The organism is Georgenia sp. Z1344 (assembly GCF_057652375.1).
The window spans coordinates 703,525-728,344 of the sequence record NZ_CM172728.1 but is presented as its reverse complement, the minus strand read 5'-3'; the positions used below and the strand labels follow the sequence as shown (position 1 = coordinate 728,344).

The 24,820-nt window shown below is 73.3% G+C and carries 18 protein-coding genes; 10 read left to right on the top strand and 8 right to left on the bottom strand.

All coding sequences use genetic code 11. The annotated features are described in order from the left end of the window. Positions 1 to 28: 28 nt before the first annotated feature. The 3 genes from AC24FB_RS03265 (at position 29) to AC24FB_RS03255 (ending at position 3,634) form a co-directional block, all read left to right on the top strand. A complete protein-coding gene (locus AC24FB_RS03265; RefSeq protein ID WP_425715823.1) occupies positions 29 to 2,389 on the top strand; it encodes a heavy metal translocating P-type ATPase in 2,361 nt (786 codons plus the stop codon). Positions 2,390 to 2,425: 36 nt separating this feature from the next. Continuing rightward, the gene (locus AC24FB_RS03260; RefSeq protein WP_425715824.1) at positions 2,426 to 2,806 is read left to right on the top strand and encodes a metal-sensitive transcriptional regulator; all 381 of its coding nucleotides are present in this window, start codon (positions 2,426 to 2,428) and stop codon (positions 2,804 to 2,806) included. Positions 2,807 to 2,917: 111 nt separating this feature from the next. Beyond that, complete coding sequence (locus tag AC24FB_RS03255; RefSeq protein ID WP_425715825.1) at positions 2,918 to 3,634, top strand: 2'-5' RNA ligase family protein; 717 nt, start codon at positions 2,918 to 2,920, stop codon at positions 3,632 to 3,634. Here AC24FB_RS03255 and AC24FB_RS03250 read toward each other — a convergent pair. After that, entirely contained in the window at positions 3,592 to 4,464 is an 873-nt protein-coding gene (locus AC24FB_RS03250; protein ID WP_425715826.1) for an aldolase/citrate lyase/malate synthase family protein, read from the bottom strand. The two genes, AC24FB_RS03255 and AC24FB_RS03250, sit on opposite strands and share 43 nt — an antisense overlap. A gap of 37 nt (positions 4,465 to 4,501) precedes the next feature. Beyond that, a complete protein-coding gene (gene aceA / locus AC24FB_RS03245) occupies positions 4,502 to 5,851 on the bottom strand; it encodes an isocitrate lyase (protein ID WP_425715827.1) in 1,350 nt (449 codons plus the stop codon). 49 nt (positions 5,852 to 5,900) lie between these two features. Here aceA and AC24FB_RS03240 point away from each other — a divergent pair, with 49 nt between their 5' ends. Both AC24FB_RS03240 and lplAB read left to right on the top strand, forming a co-directional pair. Continuing rightward, entirely contained in the window at positions 5,901 to 7,532 is a 1,632-nt protein-coding gene (locus tag AC24FB_RS03240) for a helix-turn-helix domain-containing protein (RefSeq protein WP_487560946.1), read from the top strand. Between the two features lie 157 nt (positions 7,533 to 7,689). Then, the gene (lplAB, locus tag AC24FB_RS03235) at positions 7,690 to 8,742 is read left to right on the top strand and encodes a lipoate-protein ligase LplAB (RefSeq protein ID WP_425715829.1); all 1,053 of its coding nucleotides are present in this window, start codon (positions 7,690 to 7,692) and stop codon (positions 8,740 to 8,742) included. 40 nt (positions 8,743 to 8,782) lie between these two features. Here lplAB and pdxS read toward each other — a convergent pair whose 3' ends face one another. Beyond that, positions 8,783 to 9,676 (bottom strand): pyridoxal 5'-phosphate synthase lyase subunit PdxS, encoded by an 894-nt coding sequence (gene pdxS, locus AC24FB_RS03230; RefSeq protein WP_425715830.1) that lies wholly within the window; start codon positions 9,674 to 9,676, stop codon positions 8,783 to 8,785. Between the two features lie 87 nt (positions 9,677 to 9,763). Between pdxS and AC24FB_RS03225 the strand changes: the two genes are divergently transcribed. Together AC24FB_RS03225 and AC24FB_RS03220 are read left to right on the top strand one after the other, a co-directional pair. Continuing rightward, on the top strand, positions 9,764 to 11,089 hold the full coding sequence (locus tag AC24FB_RS03225) for an aminotransferase class I/II-fold pyridoxal phosphate-dependent enzyme (protein ID WP_425715831.1): 1,326 nt from the start codon (positions 9,764 to 9,766) through the stop codon (positions 11,087 to 11,089). A 282-nt stretch (positions 11,090 to 11,371) separates the two neighbouring features. Then, positions 11,372 to 12,139 carry a GolD/DthD family dehydrogenase gene (locus tag AC24FB_RS03220; RefSeq protein ID WP_425715832.1) on the top strand — a complete coding sequence of 256 codons (768 nt, stop codon included), beginning with the start codon at positions 11,372 to 11,374 and terminating at the stop codon, positions 12,137 to 12,139. Positions 12,140 to 12,153: 14 nt separating this feature from the next. On the opposite strand, the gene uidA is transcribed toward AC24FB_RS03220, so the two are convergent. Next, entirely contained in the window at positions 12,154 to 14,004 is a 1,851-nt protein-coding gene (gene uidA, locus AC24FB_RS03215; protein ID WP_425715833.1) for a beta-glucuronidase, read from the bottom strand. Positions 14,005 to 14,089: 85 nt separating this feature from the next. Here uidA and AC24FB_RS03210 point away from each other — a divergent pair, with 85 nt between their 5' ends. Continuing rightward, on the top strand, positions 14,090 to 16,423 hold the full coding sequence (locus AC24FB_RS03210) for an alpha-glucosidase (RefSeq protein ID WP_425715834.1): 2,334 nt from the start codon (positions 14,090 to 14,092) through the stop codon (positions 16,421 to 16,423). A gap of 127 nt (positions 16,424 to 16,550) precedes the next feature. Here AC24FB_RS03210 and AC24FB_RS03205 read toward each other — a convergent pair whose 3' ends face one another. After that, the gene (locus AC24FB_RS03205; protein WP_425715835.1) at positions 16,551 to 17,300 is read right to left on the bottom strand and encodes a YggS family pyridoxal phosphate-dependent enzyme; all 750 of its coding nucleotides are present in this window, start codon (positions 17,298 to 17,300) and stop codon (positions 16,551 to 16,553) included. A 343-nt stretch (positions 17,301 to 17,643) separates the two neighbouring features. Between AC24FB_RS03205 and galT the strand changes: the two genes are divergently transcribed. After that, positions 17,644 to 18,768, top strand: coding sequence for a galactose-1-phosphate uridylyltransferase (gene galT / locus AC24FB_RS03200; RefSeq protein WP_425715845.1), 1,125 nt, complete (start codon positions 17,644 to 17,646; stop codon positions 18,766 to 18,768). Further along, entirely contained in the window at positions 18,761 to 19,975 is a 1,215-nt protein-coding gene (locus AC24FB_RS03195; protein ID WP_425715836.1) for a galactokinase, read from the top strand. The genes galT and AC24FB_RS03195 overlap by 8 nt, the downstream gene beginning before the upstream one ends. Before the next feature lie 64 nt (positions 19,976 to 20,039). On the opposite strand, the gene AC24FB_RS03190 is transcribed toward AC24FB_RS03195, so the two are convergent. The 3 genes from AC24FB_RS03190 to AC24FB_RS03180 all read right to left on the bottom strand — a co-directional run bounded on the left by AC24FB_RS03190 (position 20,040) and on the right by AC24FB_RS03180 (position 24,721). Further along, positions 20,040 to 20,849 carry a VIT1/CCC1 transporter family protein gene (locus AC24FB_RS03190; RefSeq protein WP_425715837.1) on the bottom strand — a complete coding sequence of 270 codons (810 nt, stop codon included), beginning with the start codon at positions 20,847 to 20,849 and terminating at the stop codon, positions 20,040 to 20,042. A 245-nt stretch (positions 20,850 to 21,094) separates the two neighbouring features. After that, positions 21,095 to 21,688, bottom strand: a complete 594-nt coding sequence (locus AC24FB_RS03185) for a hypothetical protein (RefSeq protein WP_425715838.1) — start codon at positions 21,686 to 21,688, stop codon at positions 21,095 to 21,097. Positions 21,689 to 21,952: 264 nt separating this feature from the next. Further along, positions 21,953 to 24,721: a DEAD/DEAH box helicase gene (locus tag AC24FB_RS03180; RefSeq protein WP_487561392.1), complete on the bottom strand. Its 2,769-nt coding sequence runs from the start codon at positions 24,719 to 24,721 to the stop codon at positions 21,953 to 21,955. Between the last annotated feature and the right edge of the window lie 99 nt (positions 24,722 to 24,820).

The following is a 24,820-nucleotide window of genomic DNA, read 5'->3' as shown; positions in this document are numbered from 1 at the left end:
AGCGACCTCCTAGGGAAGGGGAGAGCACATGGCACAGACTGCTGCACCGGTCGACGCGACGGACCTCGTCCACCTCGAGCTCGGGGTGACGGGCATGACGTGCACGTCGTGCTCCTCCCGGATCGAGCGAAAGATCAACAAGGTCGACGGCGCGGACGCGATCGTCAACTACGCGACCGAGACCGCGACGATCGACTACGACCCGAGCAGGATCACGGAGGACGAGCTCATCGAGGTCGTCCGCGGCGCGGGGTACGACGCCTTCGCGATGACGGCGGCGGAGGAGCCGGCCGTCGACGAGTCGGGTGGGGACGAGATCGTCGACCGGCACGAGGAAGCACGCCTCGCCGAGGAGAAGGACCTCAAGGATCGCCTGATCTGGTCGGCGATCTTCTCCGTGCCGGTCGTGGCGATCTCGATGATCCCGGCGCTGCAGTTCCCGAACTGGCAGTGGGCGATCCTCGTGCTGTCGACGCTCATCTACCTGTACGGCGGCATGCCCTTCCACCGCGCCACACTCCTCAACCTGCGCCACCGCTCGACCACGATGGACACCCTCGTGTCGCTCGGGACGACCGCCGCGTACGTGTGGTCGCTGTGGGCGCTGTTCTTCGGGACCGCCGGCCACCCCGGCATGACGATGGAGATGAGCCTGCTGCCGCGCGCCGACGGCATGGACCACATCTACCTCGAGACCGTCGCCGTCGTCGTCACCTTCCTGCTGCTCGGCCGCTGGTTCGAGGTCCGCGCGAAGGGCGCCTCCTCGGCGGCGCTCAAGTCGCTCCTCGACATGGGGGCGAAGGACGCGGCGCTTCTTCGCGACGGACGCGAGGTCCGCGTGCCCGTCGGACAGCTCGCGGTCGGCGACGTCTTCGTCGTCCGCCCCGGCGAGAAGATCGCGACCGACGGCCGGGTCGTCGAGGGCACCTCCGCGATCGACGAGTCGATGCTGACCGGCGAGTCGGTCCCCGTCGACGCGTCGCCCGGCAGCCTCGTCACCGGCGCCACGATCAACACCTCCGGCCGGCTGCTGGTCGAGGTGACCCGCACCGGCGCCGACACGACCCTGTCCCAGATGGCGAAGCTCGTCACCGAGGCGCAGTCGAAGAAGGCCCCCGTGCAGCGCCTCGTCGACAGGATCTCGGCCGTGTTCGTGCCGACCGTCATCGTCCTCGCCGTGATCGCGCTGATCGTCCACCTGCTCATCGGCAACGACGTCAACTGGGCGTTCTCGGCCGCCGTCGCGGTGCTCATCATCGCCTGCCCGTGCGCGCTCGGCCTCGCGACGCCGACCGCCCTGCTCGTCGGTACCTCGCGCGGCGCCCAGCTGGGCCTGCTCATCAAGGGCCCCGAGGTGCTGGAGTCCACGCGTCAGGTCGACACGATCGTCATGGACAAGACCGGCACCGTCACCGAGGGCGTCATGTCGGTGACCGGCGTGCACGCCGCCGCCGGCGGCGACGAGGACGCGGTGCTCGCGCTCGCGGGCGCGGTCGAGTCGGGCTCGGAGCACCCCATCGCCCAGGCGATCGTCACCGCCGCGTCCGAGCGCGGCGAGCTCGCCGCGGCCACCGGTTTCGAGAACTCCGCCGGACGGGGCGTGAGCGCCGTCGTCGACGGTCGGACCGTCGTCGTCGGCCGCCCGGACGGCGAGCTCCCGGCGGAGTTGTCCCAGGCGTTCGAGGACGCGCAGGGCCGCGGCGCGACGCCCGTCGTCGTGTCCATCGACCGGGTCCCCGCCGGCGTGGTGGTCGTGCGCGACACGATCAAGGCGTCGTCGGCGCAGGCGGTCGCGCAGTTCGCGGACCTCGGGCTCACGCCGTACCTGCTCACGGGGGACAACGCCCGGGCCGCCGCCGCTGTCGCGGCCGAGGTCGGGGTCGGCGAGGGCAACGTGATCGCCGACGTCATGCCGGAGGACAAGGTCGCGGTCATCGAACGACTGCAGGCCGAGGGCAGGCGCGTGGCGATGGTCGGCGACGGCGTCAACGACGCGGCCGCCCTGGCGCAGGCCGACCTCGGCCTCGCGATGGGCGCAGGCACCGACGTCGCGATCGAGGCCTCCGACATCACGCTGATGAACAACGACCTGCGCTCGGCGGGCGACGCGATCCGTCTCTCGCGCCGTACGCTGCGGACGATCAAGGGCAACCTGTTCTGGGCGTTCGCGTACAACGTCGCGCTGATCCCCGTCGCCGCGCTCGGGCTGCTCAACCCTGGGCTCGCCGGCATCGCGATGGGCTTCTCGTCGGTGTTCGTCGTGTCGAACTCCTTGACGCTGCGCGGCTTCCGGTCGACGTTGGGCGAGGGCCGCCCGGCGGACGCCACCGGGGCCGAGCACGGCGCGGAGACCGCGGCGGGGGACCGCGAGCTCGTCGAGGCGAAGTAGCGAACCAGCGAACCAGAAGAGCAACGGGAGACAACCATGACGACGACCGACATCGACCCGCCCGTCGGCGCCGAGCCCGGCGCGGCGACCGCCTCCACCGGGGCGAGCACCGACTCCGTGGAGAGCGACCCAGCGCACCACCACGGCTACATCAACGACAAGGCCCGCTACGTCGCGCGGCTGCGGAAGATCGAGGGGCAGGCGCGCGGCCTCCAGCGGATGGTCGACGAGGAGAAGTACTGCATCGACATCCTCACGCAGATCACGGCGCTGACCTCCGCGCTGCGCAACGTGGGCCTCGGGCTGCTCGACGACCACATGCGGCACTGCGTCCGCGACGCCGTCATCGCCGGAGACGAGGAGGCGGACGCCAAGTTCAAGGAGGTCGCCGACGCGATCGCCCGCTTCAGCCGGTAGTCGCGCGCCGGCCGCCGCGAACCGGCCACCGCGCGCCGAGCACCGTGGCAGGATCCCGCCCGGCGCCCGATTCGGATGGACGCCGGGCGCCGCGGGGGAGAGGCTGACCCGATGCGCCTGTTCGCCGCGATCCGGCCGCCCGCCGAGGTGCTCGACCACCTCGAGCTCCCGCTGACCAACCTCCGGCTCGGCGCCGGCGCACCCCTGCGCTGGGTGCCGCCCGACCAGCAGCACCTCACGCTCGCCTTCTACGGCGAGATCCCCGACGGCGCAGCCGACGCCGCCGCCGACTCCCTCGCCGAGGCCGCCGCCCGGCACGCCCCGCTCGACCTGCGGCTGCGCGGCGCCGGCTCCTTCACCGGCCGCACCCTGTGGGTCGGGGTCGGCGGCGACACCGACCCGCTCGCCGCCCTCATGTCCGACGTCGCGGGAGCCCCGTACGAGCCCGAGCACGACGCCGACGAGGACGAGGAGCACGACGACGAGCCGGGACGCCCCGGTGGCGCCCCGGCCCGCGGCCGGCCGAACGGATCTCGGCCGAACGGCTCCAGGTCGAACGGCTCCCGGCCCAATGGCTCCCGCTCGAGCCGCGGCCGGTCGGCCCACGCCGGCCAGGACCGCCGCCGCGCCCACCTGACCGTCGCCCGCGAGTCACGCCGCTCGCGCGGGACCGACCTGGCCGGCCTCGCCTCCGCGCTCGCGATCTACGAGGGGCCCACGTGGCGGGCCGACGTCGTCGAGCTCGTGTCCTCCCACCTGGGTGAGGGACGCGGCGGCGGACCGCGTCACGAGGCCATCGCGACGCTCCCGCTGACCGGCTCGGCGTAGCGCCGCGACCGGATCCGCGCGACCCGCTCCGGCAGCGCCCGCACGGACGCCGGCGTCGGGCCGACCTCCCCGCAGCCCGGCTGGACCGCGGCCGTGCGCGCGCGGGCGTCGGCGGCCTCGGCCTGCAGCGCGTCGAGGTCGCCGAGCGCGAAGGTCGCCGCCCGGCCCCGGAGCTCGAAGAGAACCTCCTCCGCCTCCGTGGCCGCCTGGACGCAGCCGAGGACGATGCGCGCCCGCACGGTCCCGCCCGGCAGGCCGAGCCACCGCTCGGTGAACGCGAGGACCTCGTCCCACAGCCGCGCCTCCCGGCGCCCCTGCAGGCCGGTCAGCCGGACCTCGATGCCGGGGCCGTCGGCCCGACGGGCGTGCGCGTCGGCCACGTGCAACGCGACGTCGACGAGGGTCGCCGACGCGGGACGGCCTCCGACCTCGAGCCGGTCCTCGGCCTCCTCCCACCCGCGGGGCCGCGCGACGACCGCCGCGCGCGCCGAGCCCGGCAGCACCCGCCACGCGGGGTCCTCGTGCGCGCCGCTGGATCGGCGGTCCGGGGCGATCGGTGCGCCGTCGGCCGCGGACTGCGCGCGGCACCGGCGCTCGCGCAGGATCTCGCGCCGCTCGTCGTCGAACCGCTCGTGCAGGGCGCCGACCAGCGCGAGGGCCACCGGCGAAGGGATACGGCCGGCGGGCCGGCGGACCACCGCGACGCGGGCGCCACGGTCGGCGGAGAGGGCGGGCCGTTCGTCGTCGGGCATGGGGGTTCCGACGTCGGGCACCCGGGAGGCGGGGACGCGACGGAGCGGGGCGGTCATCGGGAAGTCGGTGAGGGTCATGTCGGTGCACTCCTTCGTGACGGGGCGGCGGGGCCGCTCAGCGGAACTGCTGCTCCTCGGTGGACCCGCGCAGGGCGAGGGTCTCGGCGGTCGGGTTCAGCGCGGTGGCGACGAGGTCGAAGTAGCCCGTGCCGACCTCGCGCTGGTGGCGCGTCGCGGTGTAGCCGTCGGCCTCGGCGGCGAACTCGCGCTCCTGGAGGTCGACGTAAGCGGTCATGCCCTCGCGGGAGTAGCCGCGGGCGAGCTCGAACATCCCGTGGTTGAGCTGGTGGAAGCCGGCCAGGGTGATGAACTGGAAGCGGTAGCCCATGGCACCGAGCTCGCGCTGGAAACGGGCGATCGTGTCGTCGTCGAGGTGCTTGCGCCAGTTGAACGACGGCGAGCAGTTGTACGCGAGCATCTGGTCCGGGTGCTCGGCGTGGACCGCCTCGGCCACCTCGCGGGCGTGCTCGAGGTCCGGCGTCGACGTCTCGACCCACAGCAGGTCGGCGTACGGGGCGTAGGCCAGCGCGCGGGCGATGACGGCCTCGGTGCCCGGCGTGGTGCGGTAGAACCCCTCCGCCGTGCGCTCGCCGGTGGTGAAGACCTGGTCGCGGGGATCGACGTCGGAGGTGATGAGCGTGGCCGCGAGCGAGTCGGTGCGGGCGACGACGAGGGTGGGCGTATCGAGGACGTCCGCCGCGAGGCGTGCCGCGGAGAGCGTGCGCACGTGCTGGGAGGTGGGGACGAGGACCTTGCCGCCGAGGTGGCCGCACTTCTTCTCCGAGGCCAGCTGGTCCTCGAGGTGGACACCGGCCGCGCCCGCGACGATGAGCGCCTTCGTCAGCTCGAACGCGTTGAGCGCCCCGCCGAACCCGGCCTCTGCGTCCGCGACGATCGGGGCGAGCCAGTCGAAGCCGGGGTCCGTGCCCTCGGAGAAGCTGATCTCGTCCGCACGCAGGAGCGCGTTGTTGATCCGTCGGACCACCGCGGGGACGGAGTTGACGGGGTAGAGCGACTGGTCGGGGTAGGTCTGGCCGGCCGAGTTGCCGTCGGCCGCGACCTGCCAGCCCGAGAGGTAGATGGCCTCGAGTCCCGCGCGGACCATCTGCGTGGCCTGGTTGCCGGTGATCGCGCCGAGCGCGTGGACGTAGTCACGGGTGTGGAGCAGCTGCCACAGGCGCTCGGCGCCGCGCCGCCCGAGCGTGGGCTCCTCGCGGACCGTGCCGCGCAGCCGGACGACGTTCTCCGCCGAGTGGTCGCGGCGCACGCCTGCCCAGCGCGGGTTCGACGCCCAGTCCTGCGCGAGGTCCGCGGCCTCCGAGCGGATGCGGCCCTCGACGGAGCGGGGCTCGGGGCGGGGCGTGGTCGTCGTGTGCGTCTGGTGCGTCTCGACGTCGATGCTCATGGTGTGCCTCTTCCTCGTGGCGGTCGGCGAACCTCGGGTGAAATCCGCGATGAGTACACGCTCGTGGCTCGTTCTGGCCGCGGCCAGCAGGAGAATGTGTAAAGTTCGAGCGATCTTCACCGAAGGAGAAGAGATGGCCGCGACGACGCGAACGACCACGCCCGACGACGACGGACCCGCGCGGCGCGCCGGCGCCCTGCCGGGCGGGCCGCACTCTCGCGGGGAGGTCGACCCGAACGCCTCCGACGACGAGCTCGACCTCGCCGTGCTCGGCCGCCGGATCCGGCACGCCCGTCAGGAGGCGGGGCTCACGCTGGCCGAGCTCGCGGTCCGGGTCGAGCGGGCGCCGTCGTTGCTCTCCCAGATCGAGAACGGGAAGCGCGAGCCGCGCCTCGCGCTCGTCCACGCGATCGCGCGGGCCCTCGACGTCCCGGTCGCGGACCTCATGCGGTCCGAGCCGCCCTCGCGCCGGGCGGCCCTCGAGCTCGCGCTCGAGCGCGCCCAGGCCGACCCCGGGTACGCGGCGCTCGGCCTGCCGTCCGTGCGCGCCACCGCGAAGCTGCCGGCCGACGCGCTCGAGGCGCTCGTCGGCCTGCACGTCGAGCTCGCCCGCAGCGCGACGATCCGCTCGGCCACACCGGAGGAGGCGCGGCGCGCGAACGCCGAGCTGCGCGCGTCGATGCGGGGGCGGAACAACTACTTCGCGGAGATCGAGACGGCGGCGGCGGAGATCTCGGCGGCCGTGGGGCACCGCGGCGGGCCGCTCACCGACCGCGGCGTCTCCGCCGTCACCGAGCACCTGGGCTTCACGATCCATCGCACCGACGACCTGCCGCGCTCGACCCGCTCGGTCACCGACCTCCACCACCGCCGGATCTACCTGCCGCTCACCGCCCAGGGCGGGCACGACCCGCGCACGATCGTCCTGCAGACCCTCGGTCACTTCGCCCTGAACCACGCCGACCCGCGCGGGTACGCGGAGTTCCTCGCCCAGCGGGTCGAGGCGAACTACTTCGCCGCCGCGCTGCTCGTGCCCGAGCGGGCGGCGGTCGACTTTCTTGCCGCCGCCAAGAAGGAGCGGGCGCTTGCGATCGACGACCTGCGCGACGCCTTCGCCGTGTCCTACGAGACCGCCGCCCACCGGTTCACCAACCTCGCCACCGAGCACCTCGGGCTGCCCGTGCACTTCATGCGGGTCGGCGAGGACGGGGTGATCTACAAGGCCTACGAGAACGACGACGTCACGTTCCCCACCGACGTCACCGGCGCCGTCGAGGGCCAGATCGTCTGCCGGCGGTGGGCCTCGCGTCGGGTGTTCGCCAACGTCGACCGCTACGCCACCCACTTCCAGTACACGGACATGGGGCGGGGCACGTACTGGTGCACGACCCACGTGGAGCGCACGGACGCCGGGGACTTCGCCATCGACGTCGGCGTGCCGTTCGACCACGCCAAGTGGTTCCGCGGTCGCGAGACGGGGGAGCGGGCCCGGTCGAGCTGCCCGGACCCGGCCTGCTGCCGGCGCCCGCCCGCCGAGCTCGCCGGCCGGTGGAAGTCGCACGCCTGGCCGAGCGCCCGTGCGCACTCCCACCTGCTCGCCGCGCTGCCGCCGGGCACGTTCCCCGGGGTCGACGACACCGAGGTCTACGAGTTCCTCGACCGCCACGCGTCGGGCTCGTGACCGTCCCCCGCTCGTCGAGATTGCGGTTGGTGCACGTCGAGATTGCGGTTGGGAGCCCCACGGCATGTCGAGAGTGCGGGTGAGAGCGCCCCTGAGCCGCACTCTCGGCATGGATGCCGACGAACCGCAATCTCGGTGAGTGCGTAGGCTCGAGCGCGTGCACGGTGAGTACAAGGTCCCCGGAGGCAAGCTCGTCGTCGTCGACATGGAGGTGAGCGACGGGCGCCTGAGCGACGTCCACCTGGCCGGCGACTTCTTCCTCGAGCCCGACTCGGCGCTCGCCGACCTCGACGCGGCCCTGACCGGGCAGCCGGAGTCGGCGTCGGCGGCGGACCTCGCCGCTGTCGCGGCCACCGTCCTCGACCGGCCCGACGTGCACCCGTTCGGGCTCACCGCCGAGGGCGTCGGCATCGCCGTCCGCCGGGCGCTCGGCCGCGCGATCTCCTGGGACGACCTCACCCTCGAGCTCGTCCACGGCCCCACCCTCCACCCGGCGATGCACGTGGCCCTCGACGAGGTGCTCCCCGCCGAGGTCGCCGCCGGACGCCGCGGCCCCACCCTGCGGTTCTGGGAGTGGGACGCGCCGCTGGTCGTCATCGGCTCGTTCCAGTCGGTGCGCAACGAGGTCGACGAGGAGGCGCTCGAGCGGTACGGCATGTCGGTGGTCCGCCGCGTCTCCGGCGGCGGCGCGATGTTCATGGAGGCCGGCAACTGCATCACGTACTCGCTCGTGGTGCCGACGTCGCTGGTCGAGGGCCTCAGCTTCGAGCAGTCGTACGCCTTCCTCGACGCGTGGGTGCTCGATGCGTTGAAGGAGATCGGCGTCAACGCCCGGTACGTGCCGCTCAATGACATCGCCTCCGACGTCGGAAAGATCGGCGGAGCAGCCCAGAAGCGGTTCGCGAACGGCGTGGTGCTCCACCACGTGACGATGAGCTACGACATCGATGCCCAGAAGATGCTCGACGTGCTGCGCATCGGCCGCGAGAAGCTGTCCGACAAGGGCGTGCGGTCCGCCGCCAAGCGCGTGGACCCCATGCGCAGTCAGACCGGCATGGCGCGCGAGGCGATCATCTCCGCCTTCCTCGACCATCTGCGGCTGCGGTACTCGACCGTCGAGTCGGGGATACGGCCCGAGGAGCTCGAGGCCGCGCAGAGGCTCGTCGACGAGAAGTTCACCGACGAGAAGTGGACCTACCGGGTGCCGTGAGCCGGCGGATGGTCGAACCGCCGCCGGCCCGCGCCCGCCGTCACCACCCGCGCTCGGCGAGCCGGTGCGGGGCCGGCAGGTCGGCCACGCTGATGCCCACCATTGCCTCGCCGAGCCCGCGCGAGACCTCCGCGACGACGGCCGGGTCCTGGTAGGACTGCGTCGCCTTGACGATCGCCAATGCGCGCGCCTCGGGGTTGCCGGACGTGAAGATGCCGGACCCGACGAACACGCCGTCGGAGCCGAGCTGCATCATCATCGCCGCGTCGGCCGGGGTGGCGACACCGCCGGCGGTGAACAGCGGGACGGGCAGCCGGCCCTCGCGCGCCACCTCGACGACGAGCTCGTAGGGCGCCTGCAGCTCCTTGGCGGCGAGGTAGAGCTCGTCCGCCGACCGTGAGCGCAGCGCGTTGATCTCGCCGGTGATCTGGCGGATGTGCTTGGTCGCCTCGGACACGTCGCCGGTGCCGGCCTCGCCCTTCGAGCGGATCATCGACGCGCCCTCGGTGATGCGGCGCAGGGCCTCGCCGAGGTTCGTCGCCCCGCACACGAACGGCACGGTGAACTTCCGCTTGTCGATGTGGTGGGCGTAGTCGGCGGGGGAGAGGACCTCGGACTCGTCGACGTAGTCGACCCCGAGGTGCTGGAGCACCTGCGCCTCGACCAGGTGCCCGATGCGCGCCTTGGCCATGACGGGGATCGAGACGGCGGCGATGATGCCGTCGATGAGGTCGGGGTCGCTCATCCGCGCCACGCCGCCCTGGGCGCGGATGTCGGACGGCACGCGCTCGAGGGCCATGACGGCGACCGCGCCCGCGTTCTCGGCGATCGTCGCCTGCTCCGGGGTGACGACGTCCATGATGACGCCGCCGCGCAGGGAGTCGGTGAGGGCGTCGGGGGAGAGGCGGGTGGCGGAGGCAGGTGCGGTGGTCATGGCGAGGGATCCGTTCGTCGTCGTGCGGGGGCAGGGTTTTGACCTAGGCCAAACAGCCTACCTGTCCTGTCAGTAGGCTCGTACCCGATGACGACATCTGAGACCGCCCGCGAGATCACGGGCTCGACGGCGGCCGAGATCGTCGAGAGCGTCCGCGGCCTCGTCGAGCGGGGACGCCTGGCGCCGGGGGAGCAGCTCCCGTCGGTCCGGTCCCTCGCCGACCGCCTCGGGCTCAACCGCAACACCGTGGTCTCCGCCTACCGGCTCCTCGGCCAGGCGGGGCTCGTCGTCACACGCGGGCGCGCCGGGACGCACGTCGCCGGGCTCGCGTCGGTCCCCGAGGAGGGGTACGCCGCAGACAGCGTGCTGCGCGACGTCGCGACCGGGAACCCCGACCCGACGCTCGTCCCGGGCATCGAGCGGGCGCTCGCCACGCTGTCGAGCCGGCCGGTGATGTACGGGGAGCGCGTGATCGACGCCGGGCTCGAGGGGCTGGCGCGGGAGTGGCTGCTGCCCGACGTCGGGGCCGAGGGCGAGGCCCGGCTGACCGTCACGGGCGGGGCGTTCGATGCCGTCGAGCGGCTGCTCGCGCAGGCGCTGACGAGGGACGACGCCGTCGCGCTCGAGGACCCGTGCTTCCTCGCCACGCTGCGTACCGTGCGGCTGGCCGGCTACCGCCCCGTCCCGGTCCCGGTGGACGCCGAGGGGATGACCGTCGAGGGGCTGCGGGCCGCGCTCGAGCAGGGCGTGCGCGCGGTGGTCTGCACGCCGCGGGCGCAGAACCCGACGGGCGCGAGCCTGAGCGAGGCGCGGGCGGCCGAGCTGCGGGCGCTGCTGGTGGACCACCCCTACGTGCTCGTCATCGAGGACGACCACTTCTCCCGGCTCTCGCGCCGCCCGTTCCGCACGATCGTCGGGCCGGACCACCGGCGGTGGGCACTCGTCCGGTCGGTGTCCAAGTTTCTCGGCCCGGACATGTCGCTCGCCATCACCGCCACCGACCCGGGCACGGCCGAGCGGCTCGCCCTGCGCCTGAGCCCGGGCACCACGTGGGTGAGCCACGTCCTCCAGAGGCTCGCGCACGCGCTCCTCACGGATGCGGACGCGTTGGCCACCATCGAGCGGGCGGCGGCTCACTACGGGGCGCGGAACGCGGCGTTCGCGGGGCTGCTCGCCGAGCGCGGCATCGACGTGCCGGGCTCCGACGGGCTCAGCCTGTGGGTGCCGGTGGCCGCGCCCGCCCGGGAGGTCGCCGAGCGCCTCATGCGGCGCGGCTGGCTCGCCCGCCCCGGGGACGAGTTCGCGATCGACGACGCCGAGGGGTCGCGGCACCTCCGCCTCACGGTCCATCACCTCGACGACGACGCCGCCGAGCTGCTCGCGGACGACCTCGCGGCGGCGTCCTCGGCCTGACGAGGGGCAGACCCTGGCGGCCTCGCTAGAGCCAGGTCCGCGTAATCCTCGAGCATCTGCTCGGCGCGCCGGAGTGAGCCGGGCTCTGGGTTGTGCCGTCAGCAGGAGCCCGCGAATCGCAGAGGTCACTTCGTCGTCGATGAACGCCCGGATGTCGCCGTCGGCCTCGGACGCGGCACAGGACCGAGGTCCTGGTGCACGAACCCATCCGGGGTGAGACGGTGGACGAGGCGCCGGTCGAGTGCCGGGCGCCGGATCGTCGACCGAACGAAGGAGACCACCGTGTCCGAGACCGCACCTACCGTCGACCTCGACTTCAGCCTCGCCGGGAAGGTTGCGCTCGTCACCGGCGGAGCCGCCGGCATCGGATCCGCGATCGTCGACGCCTTCGCAGCGAAGGGCGCCCGGATCGCCGTCCTCGACCTCGACGGCGAGGCCGCCGCCGCGAAGGTCGCCGACCTCGAGGGCGGGCTCGCCGAGGCCTGCGACGTCTCCGACGAGGCGTCGGTGCAGCGCGCCGTCGACGCGGTGATCGCCGAGACCGGGCGCATCGACATCCTCGTCAACAGCGCGGGGATCGCCCTCCTCGGCCCGGCGGAGGAGCTCCCCGCGGCCGACTTCCGGAAGACGATCGACATCAACCTCACGGGCTCGTTCCTCGTGGCCCAGGCCGTGGCCCGGCACATGCTGCCCGCCGGTCAGGGCCGCGTCATCAACATGGCCTCCCAGGGAGGGAGTGTTGCCCTCGACCAGCACGTGGCCTACGGCGCCTCGAAGTTCGGCGTCATCGGCCTGACGCGGAACCTCGCCAACGAGTGGGGCGGCCGCGGCGTCACGGTCAACACGATCTCGCCGACCGTCGTCCTCACGGACATGGGCCGCAAGGCGTGGGCCGGCCCGAAGGGCGACGCGCACAAGGCCGAGATCCCGACCGGCCGCTTCGCCTACCCCGAGGAGATCGCGGCGACCGCCGTGTTCCTCGCCTCCGATGCTGCGGCGATGATCAACGGCGCCGACCTCGTGGTCGACGGCGGATTCACCATCCGCTGACCGCTCGGCGGCGACTACCGCGCGGGTCGGTCGGTGCGGTGGTCGTCGTCGGGCCCTGCGTCTCGATCGCGAGCCGCCCGCCAGCGCTCCCGCAGCGCGTGCGCGGCCGCCTTGGGGCGCCGGTCGCGGGTGAACGCGCCCTTCTTGTTGCCGCCCACCCGCATGACCCCGGCCTTGGTCGCGAAGTCGGCGAAGTTCCACACGTGCTCGCCGATGACGGCGTCGATCGAGTCGAGCACCCGGTGGTTCATCTCGAGGTACTCGACCTGGTACTCCTCGCTCCACGGCTCGGCCGGGTCGGAGTGGAGCCCGGCCAGGGTGTCGGCGCCGTACTCGGTGATGATGATCGGCTTGCGGTCGGTCGCCCACGCCTGGAGTTCCTCGGTCCAGGCTCGCTCGGCGGCGGCGAGCTCCCCGGTGTGGACGTACGAGCCGTAGTGGCGGTTGAGCATGAGGACGTCGGCGAACTGCGAGACCCGGCACGTCCCGTGCGGGGCGAGCATGACGTTGACGAACCCGACCGGGCGCGTGGCGTCGAGCTCGCGGGTGAGCGCGAACAGCGGCCGGAAGTACGCCTCGGCGGCCTCCGTGTCCGACTCCGGCTCGTTGGCGATCGACCACAGCACCACGCTCGGGTGGTTCTTGTCCCGGTGGACGAGCTCGCGGATCGCCCGGGCGTGGACCTCGCGGCTCTCGTCGTTGATCGTCTCCGGCGAGAAGGTCGTGTACCCCTGCGCGCCGAAGATCCCGCCGCCCAGTCCCATGTTCTGCCCGACGGCGGCCACCTCGTCGATGACCACCAGCCCGTGCCGGTCGGCGTGCTCGAGGACGTCCTGGCTGTAGGGGTAGTGGGAGGTGCGCAGGGAGTTGGCGCCGATCCAGTGCAGGAGCTCGGTGTCGTGGACCAGGTGGGCGTCGGAGTGCCCCTTGCCGATGACGTCGTGGTCCTCGTGCATGCCGAAGCCGCGGAAGTAGAACGGCTCGCCGTTGATGAGGAGCTCGGTGCCGCGCACCTCGACCGTGCGGACGCCGACGCTCTGGTGATAGCTGTCGAGCACCTCCTCGCCGTCGATGAGCCGCACCTCGAGGTCGTAGAGGTAGCCGTTCCCGGGCGCCCAGCGGTGGACGTCCGGGACGGTGAGCGTGCCGGCGGCGCCGCCCGGGCCGGCCTCGGCGTCGTCCTCCGCGACGACCCGGCCGTCGGCGTCCCGCAGGATGACCGCGACCGTCTCCGTGGCCTGCGAGGACGCCTCGACCAGCCAGTCGATCGTCCCGGTGGTGCCGTCGAGGCCGGGGACGACGGTGATGTCGGTGAGGTGGTCGCGCGGCGTCGAGTGGAGCCAGACCGAGCGGTGCAGCCCGGCGTAGTTGACGAAGTCGTGCCAGTAGGTCTGGCGGCGCCCGTCCTCGGTGTCCTCGACGACGCCCGGCGGGATCGACCGGAAGGTCAGCGTGTTGTCGACGACGACGGTGACGCGGACGGTCTCCCCGGGGCGTACGTGGACGGTGACGTCGACCTCGAACGGCGTGTAGCCGCCCTCGTGGGAGACCACCTCGGTCTCGCCCACCCACACGGTGGCGCGGTGCGTCGCAGACTCGAGGTGGAGGACGATCCGTTCGCCGGCCCAGCCCCGCGGGACACGGACCGTGCGCTGGTACCAGGCCTCGCCCACGTGCTCCCGGACCGCACGGTCGGGGACGAGGTCGTTGTAGCTCGCGGGCACGGCCATGTCCCGGGCGCCGGGGAGCCGTCCGGCGAACCAGCGGTCGGTGCGACCGCGGCCGTCGGGGTCGAGGGCGAAGTCCCAGATCCCGTCGAGCGGACGGCGGTCGCGGGTGGCGGTCTCCTGCGGTCGCATGGTCATCGTCGTGCCCACTTCGTCGGCAAGTGTCTCCACGCTGCCACCAGGCGGTCCGGGCCACAACGCGACGCGGACCTACGATGACGCGGTGACGAGCAGCGATGCCGGGCGACGACGGGGGCGACGACGCCCGAGGCGATGGCGCCGGATCACGCTCGTCGTCGCACTCGTCCTGGTCGTCGGCGTGACCGCGGGGATCCTGTGGCGACTACCCCCACCGGCGACCGACCTCGCCGATCCGCCCACGGGCGACCTCGATGCCGGGGACGGGGGGACGTGGGAGGTCGGGGGGTTCGACGTCGTCGTGGGGGACTCGCTCACGGTCACGCACGACGACGCCGACGGCCCGGTCTGGGAGACCGCGCCCGGGGACGCGTTCCTCACCGCGGCGGCTGGGGAGACGACCTACCGGGACGACGTCGGACTGCTGCGGATCGACGACGAGCACGACGCGACGTGGGCGGCGCAGACGATCGATTCCGTCGAGCCCGACGGCGACACCCTGCGGCTGACCGGGACCCTGACCGGGGACGACGGCGATCTCGGCCCGGTCGGCTGGGAGATGGCGCTGAGCGAGGGGGCGCCCGGGCGGCTCGACGTCGACGTGCGGATCGCTGCGGAGGGGGCCGCTGGGGAGTCCGGCGACGGCGAGGCGGACGGCCGCGCGCCGAACCGGCTCTACCTCTCCTCCGTGCTGGCCGAGGACGAGAGCGTGCATGGGCTCGGCGCGCAGAGCGGCGACTTCGACCTGCGCGGCCGGCGGGTGCCGATCGTCTCTCGCGAGCAGGGAGTCGGGCGCGGGAACCAGCCGCTGTCGTTCGCCGTTGACCTGGCGGAGGCCGCCGCGGGCGGGCAGGACACGACCTACCTGGTCAGCGGCGTCAACGTGACGAGCGAGGCGCGCAGCCTCGCCTACCGGGGCGAGCGGATCGCGAGCGTCGACCTCACCGGTGAGGGTCTCGTGTGGGAGGTCTGGGCGGACGAGGCGTCGTTCTCGCTCGCTGCCGCGGGGACGCCGCTCGAGGCGGTCGAGATCCAGTCGGGCTGGGCGGGGGCGGCCGACCCGCCGCCGAGCTGGACGCAGGAGGGCGCGATCGTCGGGCTCCAGGGCGGGACCGACGAGGTGCGCGCCGAGCTCGAGACGCTGCGGAACGCGGGCGTGCCGGTCGCCGCGGTGTGGCTGCAGGACTGGACGGGGCGGCGCGTGACCTCGTTCGGCGACCGTCTCCAGTGGAACTGGGTGCTCGACGAGGAGCGCTATCCCGGGTGGGACGAGCTCGTCGCGGAGCTGGAGGCCGAGGGGATCCGGGTACTCACGTACACGAACGCGTTCGTCACGGCGGACAGCGGGGCGGCCGCGGCCGAGCGGGGCGGGCGCGACCTGCACGCCGAGGCCGCCGAGCTCGGGCACCTCGTCCTCGACCCCGCGGGCGAGGTGTACGAGCTCGACCAGCAGGGGTTCGACGCGGCGATGGTCGACCTCACCAGCGAGGACGCCCGGGAGTGGTTCGCCCGCGTGATCGCCGACGAGGTGGCCGACGCGGGCGCGAGCGGGTGGATGGCCGACTTCGCCGAGGGGCCGCCGCCGGACGCCGTGCTCGACGCCGGGTCCGGCGAGCAGTGGCGCGCCGCCTGGCCCGTGCTCTGGCAGGAGGTCAACGCCCGGGCACTCGAGCTTGCCGGGCTCGAGTCCGAGGGGCTCGTGTGGCACCGCAGCGGGCACTCGGCGTCCGCCGGGGCCGCGGACGCGCTGTGGCTCGGGGACCAGATGCAGGACTGGTCGGCGGAGGACGGGCTGGCCTCGGTCCCGGCGATGCTGCAGGCGACCGCGGCGAGCGGGATGGCGCAGATGCATTCCGACGTCGGCGGGTACACCTCCCTCGCCCTACCCGTGGTCCCGGACATCGGGCGCGACGACGAGCTGCTCGCCCGATGGGGTGAGCTCTCGGTGCTCGGGCCGGTGCTGAGGACGCACGAGGGCAACCGGCCGGCAGAGGTGGTGCAGGCGGCGGGATCGGCGGAGACTGCCGCGGATCTCGCAGCGTCGGCGCGGCTGTTCGTCGCGCTCGCACCCGAGCGGGCCCGGCTGACGGAGGACGATCCGCTCGGCGCCGCGCAGCACCACCCGTGGATGATCCACGGGGGTGCGGAGCTCCTCGAGGGGGCGGGTGCCGAGATCGCGATGGGGCCCGACGTGCTGCTCACGCCCGTGCTCGAGCCCGGGGCGGAGAGCGTGGAGGCCGTGCTGCCGCCCGGTCGTTGGGTTCATGCGTGGAGCGGGGGCGTGCACGGGGAGGACGACGGCGTGACCGAGGTCGAGGTTGACGCACCGATCGGGCGGCCGGCGCTGTTCGTCCGCGAGGGGACGCAGGTCGCCGACGAGATCACGGCCTTCGTCGCGGACGAGCGGAGCTCGTCCTGACGGGTGCCGTTCGTCGTCGGGCGTGGGGTTGTGGTGTCGGGTGTGCACCAGCCGCAATCTCGACGGTCACCAGCCGCAATCTCGACGGTCACCAACCGCAATCTCGACGAACGGGTGGCGGGACTCCCTACGCGGGGGTGGGGCGCGGGCCGAAGACAGCCGTGCCGACGCGGATGATCGTCGCGCCGGCGGCGACGGCCGGCTCGATGTCCCTCGACATCCCCATGCTCAGCTCGAGCGCCCCGAGCCCGCCGACCTCCTGACCGATCCGCTCGCGCAGCTCGGCGAGCTCGGTGTAGGAGGCCCGCACGAGTCCGGCGTCGGGGCTGTTGGCGCCGATCGTCATGAGACCGGTCAGCCGGAGGTTCTCGCACTGGCCGACGTAGGCGGCGAGGTCGACGGCGGACGCGGGCTCGACCCCGTGCTTCGTCGGCTCGCGCGAGGTGTTGACCTGGATCATCACGTCGAGCAGACGCTGCTCGGCCCGCGGCCCGATCCCGTCCCCGGCGTCGAGGCGGCGCCCGACTGCCTCGTCGATCTTGCGCGCGCGTCGGGGCGACTCCACGGACTGCACGCACGTGGTCCACGGCAGCGCCGCGTTGATCTTGTTCGACTGCAGGTGCCCGATGAGATGCATCTCGTGGCTGTGGACCTCGGGGGCGGCGAGCTCGGGCCCGGACGTGACAAGCTCGTCGACCCGGTTGTGGCCGAGGATCGTGGCGCCCGCGTCGAGCACGGCGAGCATGTCGGCGATCGCCTGCGTCTTGACCGCGACGAGCACGCGGACCTCGCGCTGGTCGCGGCCGGCGGCATCCGCGGCGGCGACCACGCGGTCGCGCACGGTGCGCATCCGCGCGAAGAGGTCGGACTCGGTCATCGGGGCACCTTATCGCTGCGGGGGAGTCGCGTCGGAGATGCCTCCGACGCCGGACGACCGGTCCGTGAGCTCGCGTGCTCGGTCCCCGGCACCGGTCGGTACGCCGGAGCGCGGGACCGTCCGACGTCGGGCTGTGACACGGGTACCCGCGGGCGCGGTAGCGTCATGGAACGGCATGCCATGTGCCGACGAACCGGACACCTCCGACGGAGACGACGTGGTCAGCAGCACCCCCTCGGGCGACGGGCCCGCGCCCTCACCCGCACTCTCGACCGGGACGACGACGACCGGGACGACGACGACCGGGACGACGACGACCGGGACGACGACGACCGGGACGACGATGACCCGGGCGGCGCTCGCCGACGGCCGCGAGCTCATCTACTTCGACGCGCCCGGTGCTCCTCCGCGCGTGCCGAGCCCCGACCCGCGCACCCTCGCCCCCCGGCCCGCGACACCCCGGCTCCGGCGCGACCCGCTGACGGGGGACTGGGTGACCGTCGCGAGCGCGCGGCAGAACCGCGCCTTCCTGCCGCCGGCCGAGTTCGACCCGCTCGCGCCGCAGACGCCCACCAACCCCAGCGAGATCCCGGACGACTACGAGGTGGCGGTGTTCGAGAACCGCTCGCCGTCGTTCGGACCGGGGCTCGGCGAGCCGGCGAAGACCGGCGGCCTCGAGCAGGTGCGGGACGCGGTCGGCCGGTGCGAGGTCGTCTGCTTCAGCCCCGACCGCACGGGCTCGTTCGCCACGCAGACGGAGCGGCGGGCCCGCACGATCATCGACGCGTGGGCGCAGCGCACGGCGGAGCTGAGCGCGATGGACGGCGTCGAGCAGGTGGTCGTGTTCGAGAACCGCGGCGTCGAGATCGGTGTGACCCTGCACCACCCGCACGGCCAGATCTACGCCTACCCCTACGTCACCCCGCGCACGCGGGCACTGCTCGACCAGGTGCGCGCCCACGGCGGGGACCTCCAGGGCGACGTGCTCGCGAGCGAGCTCGCCGGCCCTCGCGTGGTGGCGCAGACCGATCGGTGGGTCGCCTACGTGCCCTTCGCGGCCCGCTGGCCGATCGAGCTGCACGTGCAGCCGAGACGTCGTATCCCCGACCTCGCCGCCATCGACGACGACGAGCGCACCGAGCTCGCGGGACTGTCGTTGCGCCTGCTGCGGGCGGTCGACGCCCTCTACGGCACCCCGACGCCGTACATCGCCGCGTGGCACCAGGCGCCCGTGCGCGAGGGGCGCGACGACGTCCGGCTGACCTGGCAGATCACCTCTCCGCGGCGCGCCGTGGATCGGCTGAAGTACCTCGCGGGTTCCGAGGCCGCGATGGGCGCCTGGGTTGCCGACATCGTGCCCGAGGCCGGCGCGGAGCGGCTGCGGGAGGCGCTCGCACGGGTCGACGCGGACGCGGCTCGGTTCGATGCCGACGAGGCCGCGCGCGACGGGGACGGCTCGGATGAGTGACGGCACGGGCGCCACAGGGTCGAGCTCCACTGGATTGAGCGCCACCGGGCTGCGCGACGCCTTCGCCGCCACGTTCGGGCACGCACCGACGGGCGTCTGGTCGGCCCCCGGGCGCGTCAACCTCGTCGGCGAGCACACCGACTACAACGGCGGCGCGAGCCTGCCGTTCGCCATCGACCGTCGGGCCCGGGTCGCCGTTGCCCTGCGCGAGGACGGGGTGGTGCGCGCCGGCACGAGCTTCTCCCCGGACTCCGTCACGTTCGATCTCGGCGGGCTCGCGAGCGGGTCGGAGCGCCCGACGGGCTGGGGCGCCTACGCCCTTGGCGTCGTCTGGGCGCTCGGGGAGGTCCGACCGCTCGACGGCCTGTCCGGGTTCGACGCGTGGATCGACTCGACCGTCCCTGTCGGTGTGGGGGTGTCGTCGTCGGCCGCGGTCGAGGCCGCGATGTGCGTGGCCCTCGACGAGCTGTGGGGCCTCGGCCTCGACCGGCAGACGATGGTGCGGGTGTGCCAGCGCGCGGAGAACGTGGTGGCCGGGGCGCCGACCGGCACGCTCGACCAGTCTGCCGCGCTGCTCACCCGGCCCGGGGCCGGCATCCTCCTCGACTTCGGCCGCGGCACCGTGTCCCAGGTCCCGCTCGACCTCGACGACGCTGGGCTCGCGATCCTCGTCGTCGACTCCACCGTGCGCCACGACCACGCCACCAGTGGCTACGGAACGCGGCGGGCCGAGTGCGAGCGGGCGGCCCGGATCGCCGGGGTGGAGCACCTGGCCGAGGTCGCGCCGGGTGAGGTGGCCGGTTGGTCGGGGCGGATGCCCGACGTCGAGCTGCGCCGGATGCGGCACGTCGTGACCGACACCGCCCGGTGCCACGAGGTCGCGCGCCTCCTCGCGGCGGGTGAGCCGCGCGCGGTCGGGCCGGTGCTCACCGAGGCGCACGCGTCCCTGCGGGACGACTTCGAGGTCTCGGTGCCGGCGATCGACGCCGCCGTCGACGCCGCGGTGGCCGCCGGCGCGCACGGCGCCCGGCTCACCGGGGGAGGGTTCGGCGGGGCGTCGATCGCGCTCGTCGACGCCGCCGACGCCGAACGCATCGCCGCCGAGGTCACCGACGCGGTGGAGGGCGCCGGCTTCCCGCGGCCCGACATCTTCCCCGTCCTGCCGAGCGGGGGCGCTCGCCGGGACGACGACGAACGACCGGGCTGATCCGGCGCTCCCGTCGTGCCGGTCCGGGATCGGCGTCCCCGGCCGGCCCCGACGCGCGAGACCGTCAGCCGATCGCGCCGCCGACGAGCGAGCCGATGCCGTAGGTGACGAGCATGGCGATCAGTCCGCCCGCGATCGTTCGGACGGTCGCGCGACCCTGCGCGGCCTCGCCGAGGCGGGAGGAGACGAGCCCGGTGAGGGCGAGCGCCACGACGACGGCGAGCATCGTCGCCGGCACCCGCAGCGACACCGGGGTCAGGAGCATCGCGGCGAGCGGGACGAGGCCGCCGAGCGTGAACGCCACGAGCGAGGCCACGGCGGCCTGCCACGGGCTGACGAGCTGCTCCTCGTCCATGCCGAGCCGGACGTTGAGGTGGGCGTCGACGGCGTCGTGCGCGGTCATCGCGTCGGCCACCTGGCCGGACAGCTCGGCCGGGACGCCGGTGTGCTCGAGCGACCCCATGAGCGCGAGGCGCTCGCGCTCGGGGTCCGTGGCGAGCCCGGAGCGGATGCGCGCGATCATCGACCGCTCCGTGTCGCGCTGGGTGGAGACCGAGACGTATTCGCCGGCGGCCATCGACAGGGCGCCGGCCACCAGCGCGGCCACGCCCGCGATGGCGAGCGCGGTGACCGACGAGCTGGCTCCCGCGACCCCGACGACGAGGCCGGCCACGGAGACGATGCCGTCGTTCGCGCCGAGCACCCCGGCGCGAAGCTGGTTGAGGCGCGCGCTCGACCCCACGCGCTCGTCGTGGGCGCTCGCAGCGGCCAGGGCGTGCTCGGAGGGGGCGTCCGGCGAGGCGCCTTTCGACGTCGGGACGTCAGGTTTCGGACGGATGGTGCCGCTCGGGGCGGGGTCGAGGAAGAGGGTCATGACACTGACCGTACGCCGCGCCCAGGTGCTTGTCACCGTTGGAAAGGCTGGCCTCACGTGCCGACCTGGGTGTGCGTCGTTCGTCGTCGGGCGATGGGTTGGTGAGCCTTACCTCACAACGTCAAGAGAGGGTGAGGCGAGCCTCACCTCACGCGTGCCAGTCGGTCCCGCTGTCGTCGAGATTGCGGTTGGTGCTCATCGAGATTGCGGTTCGTGCTTACCGAGATTGCGGTTCGTCGGCGCGCCTACTCGTCGAGCAGCCAGTGGTTGCGCATCCCGAGGGCCCGTTCGAGCGCGGCGACGACGCCGGCGACCATGAGCGTCACGTTCGCCCAGCTCGGCAGGGACACCGGTGAGGTGAAGTCGAACCACCCGGTCCAGCCGGACACGAGTTGCACGAGCTGAGGAAGCTCCAGCAGCAGCGCGAGGGCCAGGATCGTCCACGAGACCACTGCGAGGAGCCTGCTGGCCGCGGGGCGCTCGCGCTCGAGGTCGGCCCGCCACCGTTCGCCCGTCCCGGGGCGCGGCTCGAGCTGGACCTCCTGACCCACGGCGTCGACGAGGTGTGCGCGCGAGAGGCCGTACGTGCTCCACGCGACCTCGATCCGATGCCCGTGCGGGAGCTCGAACCGAGACTTGCCGCGCTGGACGCGGTCCTGCACGCCGTCGCGGTAGAGGTGGACCTTCTCGGAGAGGTCGAACAGGTCGACGTCGACGTCCCAGGTGGTCCCGCCGAGCGTCGTGCCCAGCTGCGCACGCCAGAGCCACTGCCAGCCGGTCACGGGGCGCAGCTCACTCTCGTCGCCGGGCTTCTCGCCCTTCGGGCCGTCGGATGTCACGGCACCGAGTCAAGCAGGCGGGGAGGGGGCAGGCGTCCGCCGTCCGATCGACGCGCGGTGTCATCCCTTCGATCGACCCGACGACGACGAACAGCGCGAATCGTGCCCCGCCCGGACCATGTCGAGAGTGCGGTTCGCGGGCCACACCCGCACTCTCGACAGGTCCCGTCATCGAGAGTGCGGTTCGTGCGCACCGAGATCGCGGTGTGTGTCGCACCAACCGCAGTTTCGACGTGCACCAACCGCAATCTCGACGAACGGGGGTCAGGAGGCGGCGGCCACGCGGACGACCGCGAGGATGACGCGACCCGCCTCGTCCGACGCCGCGAGGTCGACCACCCCCGTCAGCGCCCAGTCGAGCTCCTCGTTCTCGTCGACGAGCCGCTGCGTGACGAGCCACCAGCGCCGCTCGCCCGGCTCCGGGGCCGCGTCGACGTCCACGCCCGCGAGCTCGAGGTCGGCGTCGTCGGGGTCGGTCGTCACCGTGACGACCTGGCGGCTGGTCGCGTCGGGCCCGGTCGAGAGCCACTCGTGGGCGTCGTAGAAGTCGTCGAGGACCCGCGTCCAGTCGTCCTCGGTCACCGGTGCGCCCGGCGCCAGGGCCGCCGCCACGCTCCCAACCGCAATCTCGACGGAAGGTTTGCTCCCAACCGCAATCTCGACGGAAGGGTTGCTCCCAACCGCACTCTCGACGGAAGAGGTGGGCCAGCCGGAGCCGGCCACCAGCCGAGCGAGCGCGCCTGGGTTGTCGTTGGCGATCTGCCGGACGTACGCGGTGCTCGCCCGCAGGACCGCCGACCGGAACGCGTGCGTGTTGCGCGTGAGCGCCACGTTGCCGTCGGCGTCGGCCCCCAGCCGCGGCTCCTCGAGCCCCCCGACCGCGTGCGCCGCCGCCTGCGCGTCCCCTGGGTCGACCGTGCCGTCGGCCAGCGCCGACCACTCGTCGAGCAGCGAGGAGTCGACCGACCGCACGAGCGCGCCGAGCCAGTCGACGATCTCGGTCACGGCCTCGGTCCGGTGCGCGTCGGGCACGACCTGGCGCAGGGCCCGGTAGGCGTCGGTGAGGTAGCGCAGCACGACGCCCTCGGAGCGGCCGAGGTCGTAGCGGGAGATCAGCTCGGAGAACGTCGACGCGCTCTCGACCATCTCGCGGACCACGGACTTCGGGGCGAGCTCGAGGTCGGCGACCCACGGGTTGGACTGGCGGTAGGTCGCGAGCGCGGCGGTGAGCATCTCGTCGAGCGGCCGCGGCCACGTGACCTCCTCGAGCGCCTCCATCCGCTGCTCGTACTCCACGCCCTCGGCCTTCATCGCGGCGATCGCCTCGCCGCGGGCGGCGCGCTCCTGCGCGTAGAGGACGGGGCGCGGGTTCTCGAGGGTGGCCTCGACGACGGAGATCACGTCCAGGGCGTGCAGCTCGTCCTCGACGTCGAGCAGGTCGATCGCCGCCAGCGCGAAGGGGGCCAGCGGCGCGGTGAGCGCGAAGTTCTTCGGCAGGTCCAGGGTGAGGCGGACGTAGGGCTCGCCGGGGTGCGCCCGGCGCCACGCGGCGTCGGCATGCTCGACCACGCCGGCGAGCCGCAGCGACCGGTAGATCTCGATCGCCCGGCGCACGTGCATGTTCCGCGGCGTGTCCGGCTCGTGGTTGTCCGTGAGCAGGCGGTACGCGGCGGCGACCGGGTCCCCGGGGCGGGCCAGCAGCGCGAGGATCATGGTGTGGCTGACCTGGAGCTGGCTGGTCAGCCGCTCCGGGGTGGCCTCGACGAGCCGGTCGTGCGTCTTCTCGGTCCAGTTGACCAGGCCCGGCTCGGGCTTCTTGCGCTGGATCCGCTTCTTCTTCGCCTCGTCGTCGCCGGCGCGGGCGAGGAGGCGCGCGTTCTCGATCTCGTGCTCCGGCGCCTGCGTGACGACCTCGCCGAGGGTGTCGAACCCGGCGCGCCCCGCACGCCCCGCGATCTGATGGAACTCGCGGGCGGTGAGGTGGCGGACCCGTTCGCCGTCGAACTTCGTCAGCGCCGTGAGGACCACGGTGCGGATCGGCACGTTGATGCCCACGCCGAGGGTGTCGGTCCCGCAGATGACGGGGAGCAGGCCGCGCTGGGCGAGGCGCTCGACGAGCCGGCGGTAGCGCGGCAGCATCCCCGCGTGGTGGACGCCGATGCCCTTGCGCAGCAGGCCGGACAGGGTGACACCGAACCCGGGGCCGAAGCGGAAGTCCCCGATCGCCTCGGCCACGGCGTCGCGCTGCTCGCGGGTCGCGATCTTCACCGAGGTGAGCGCCTGGGCGCGGGTGACCGCGTCCTTCTGGGAGAAGTGGACGACGTAGGCGGGAGCCCGGTGCGTGGAGGTCAGCTCGACGAGCAGGTCCTGCAGCTGCTGGACCGACCACGTGAAGGTGAGGGGGACGGGCCGTACGGCGTCGTCGACGAGCTCGACCTCACGGCCGGTGCGCCGCGTGAGGTCCTCGCGCAGCCACGTGACGTCGCCGAGCGTGGCGGACATCAGCAGGAACCGGGCGTGGGGCAGCTCGAGCAGCGGGATCTGCCAGGCACCGCCGCGCTGCGGGTCCGCGTAGTAGTGGAACTCGTCCATGACGACGGTGGCCTCCGACGTCGGACCGTCGGGCCCCTCGCGCAGCGCCGTGTTCGCGAGGATCTCGGCCGTGCAGCAGATGATCGGGGCGTCGGGGTTGATCGAGCTGTCGCCGGTGACCATGCCGACGTTGGCCGCGCCGAACAGGTCGACGAGCTCGAAGAACTTCTCCGAGACGAGCGCCTTGATCGGCGCCGTGTAGACGCCCGGGCGGCCCTGGGCGAGCGCGTGCGTGAGGGCCCCGACGGCGACGAGCGACTTCCCCGAGCCCGTCGGCGTGGCGAGGACGACGTGGGCGTCGGTGGCCAGCGCGACCAGCGCCTCCTCCTGGTGCGGGTACGGCTCACGGCCGGTCGAGGAGACCCAGTCGAGGAAGCCCTCGAGGATCGCGTCGCCGGTGGGCGTGCCGTCGGCCTCGTCCTCGAGGCGGTCGAGGAGCACGTTGAGCGGCGGACCGGCGACCTCGTCCGACGACGGCGCCTCCGGCGCGGGGGCGGCGGGCGTCTCGACGTCGGGCTCGGGGGAGGTGGTCACCGGCCC

What these genes read in the sequence shown, in the direction of transcription:
- AC24FB_RS03265 (WP_425715823.1), top strand. Translation starts at nt 29, where the DNA reads ATGGCACAGACTGCTGCACCGGTCGACGCGACGGACCTCGTCCACCTC.
- AC24FB_RS03260 (WP_425715824.1), top strand. Translation starts at nt 2,426, where the DNA reads ATGACGACGACCGACATCGACCCGCCCGTCGGCGCCGAGCCCGGCGCG.
- AC24FB_RS03255 (WP_425715825.1), top strand. Translation starts at nt 2,918, where the DNA reads ATGCGCCTGTTCGCCGCGATCCGGCCGCCCGCCGAGGTGCTCGACCAC.
- AC24FB_RS03250 (WP_425715826.1), bottom strand. Translation starts at nt 4,464, where the DNA reads ATGACCCTCACCGACTTCCCGATGACCGCCCCGCTCCGTCGCGTCCCC.
- aceA (WP_425715827.1), bottom strand. Translation starts at nt 5,851, where the DNA reads ATGAGCATCGACGTCGAGACGCACCAGACGCACACGACGACCACGCCC.
- AC24FB_RS03240 (WP_487560946.1), top strand. Translation starts at nt 5,901, where the DNA reads ATGAGTACACGCTCGTGGCTCGTTCTGGCCGCGGCCAGCAGGAGAATG.
- pdxS (WP_425715830.1), bottom strand. Translation starts at nt 9,676, where the DNA reads ATGACCACCGCACCTGCCTCCGCCACCCGCCTCTCCCCCGACGCCCTC.
- AC24FB_RS03225 (WP_425715831.1), top strand. Translation starts at nt 9,764, where the DNA reads ATGACGACATCTGAGACCGCCCGCGAGATCACGGGCTCGACGGCGGCC.
- uidA (WP_425715833.1), bottom strand. Translation starts at nt 14,004, where the DNA reads ATGACCATGCGACCGCAGGAGACCGCCACCCGCGACCGCCGTCCGCTC.
- AC24FB_RS03205 (WP_425715835.1), bottom strand. Translation starts at nt 17,300, where the DNA reads ATGACCGAGTCCGACCTCTTCGCGCGGATGCGCACCGTGCGCGACCGC.
- galT (WP_425715845.1), top strand. Translation starts at nt 17,644, where the DNA reads ATGACCCGGGCGGCGCTCGCCGACGGCCGCGAGCTCATCTACTTCGAC.
- AC24FB_RS03195 (WP_425715836.1), top strand. Translation starts at nt 18,761, where the DNA reads ATGAGTGACGGCACGGGCGCCACAGGGTCGAGCTCCACTGGATTGAGC.
- AC24FB_RS03190 (WP_425715837.1), bottom strand. Translation starts at nt 20,849, where the DNA reads ATGACCCTCTTCCTCGACCCCGCCCCGAGCGGCACCATCCGTCCGAAA.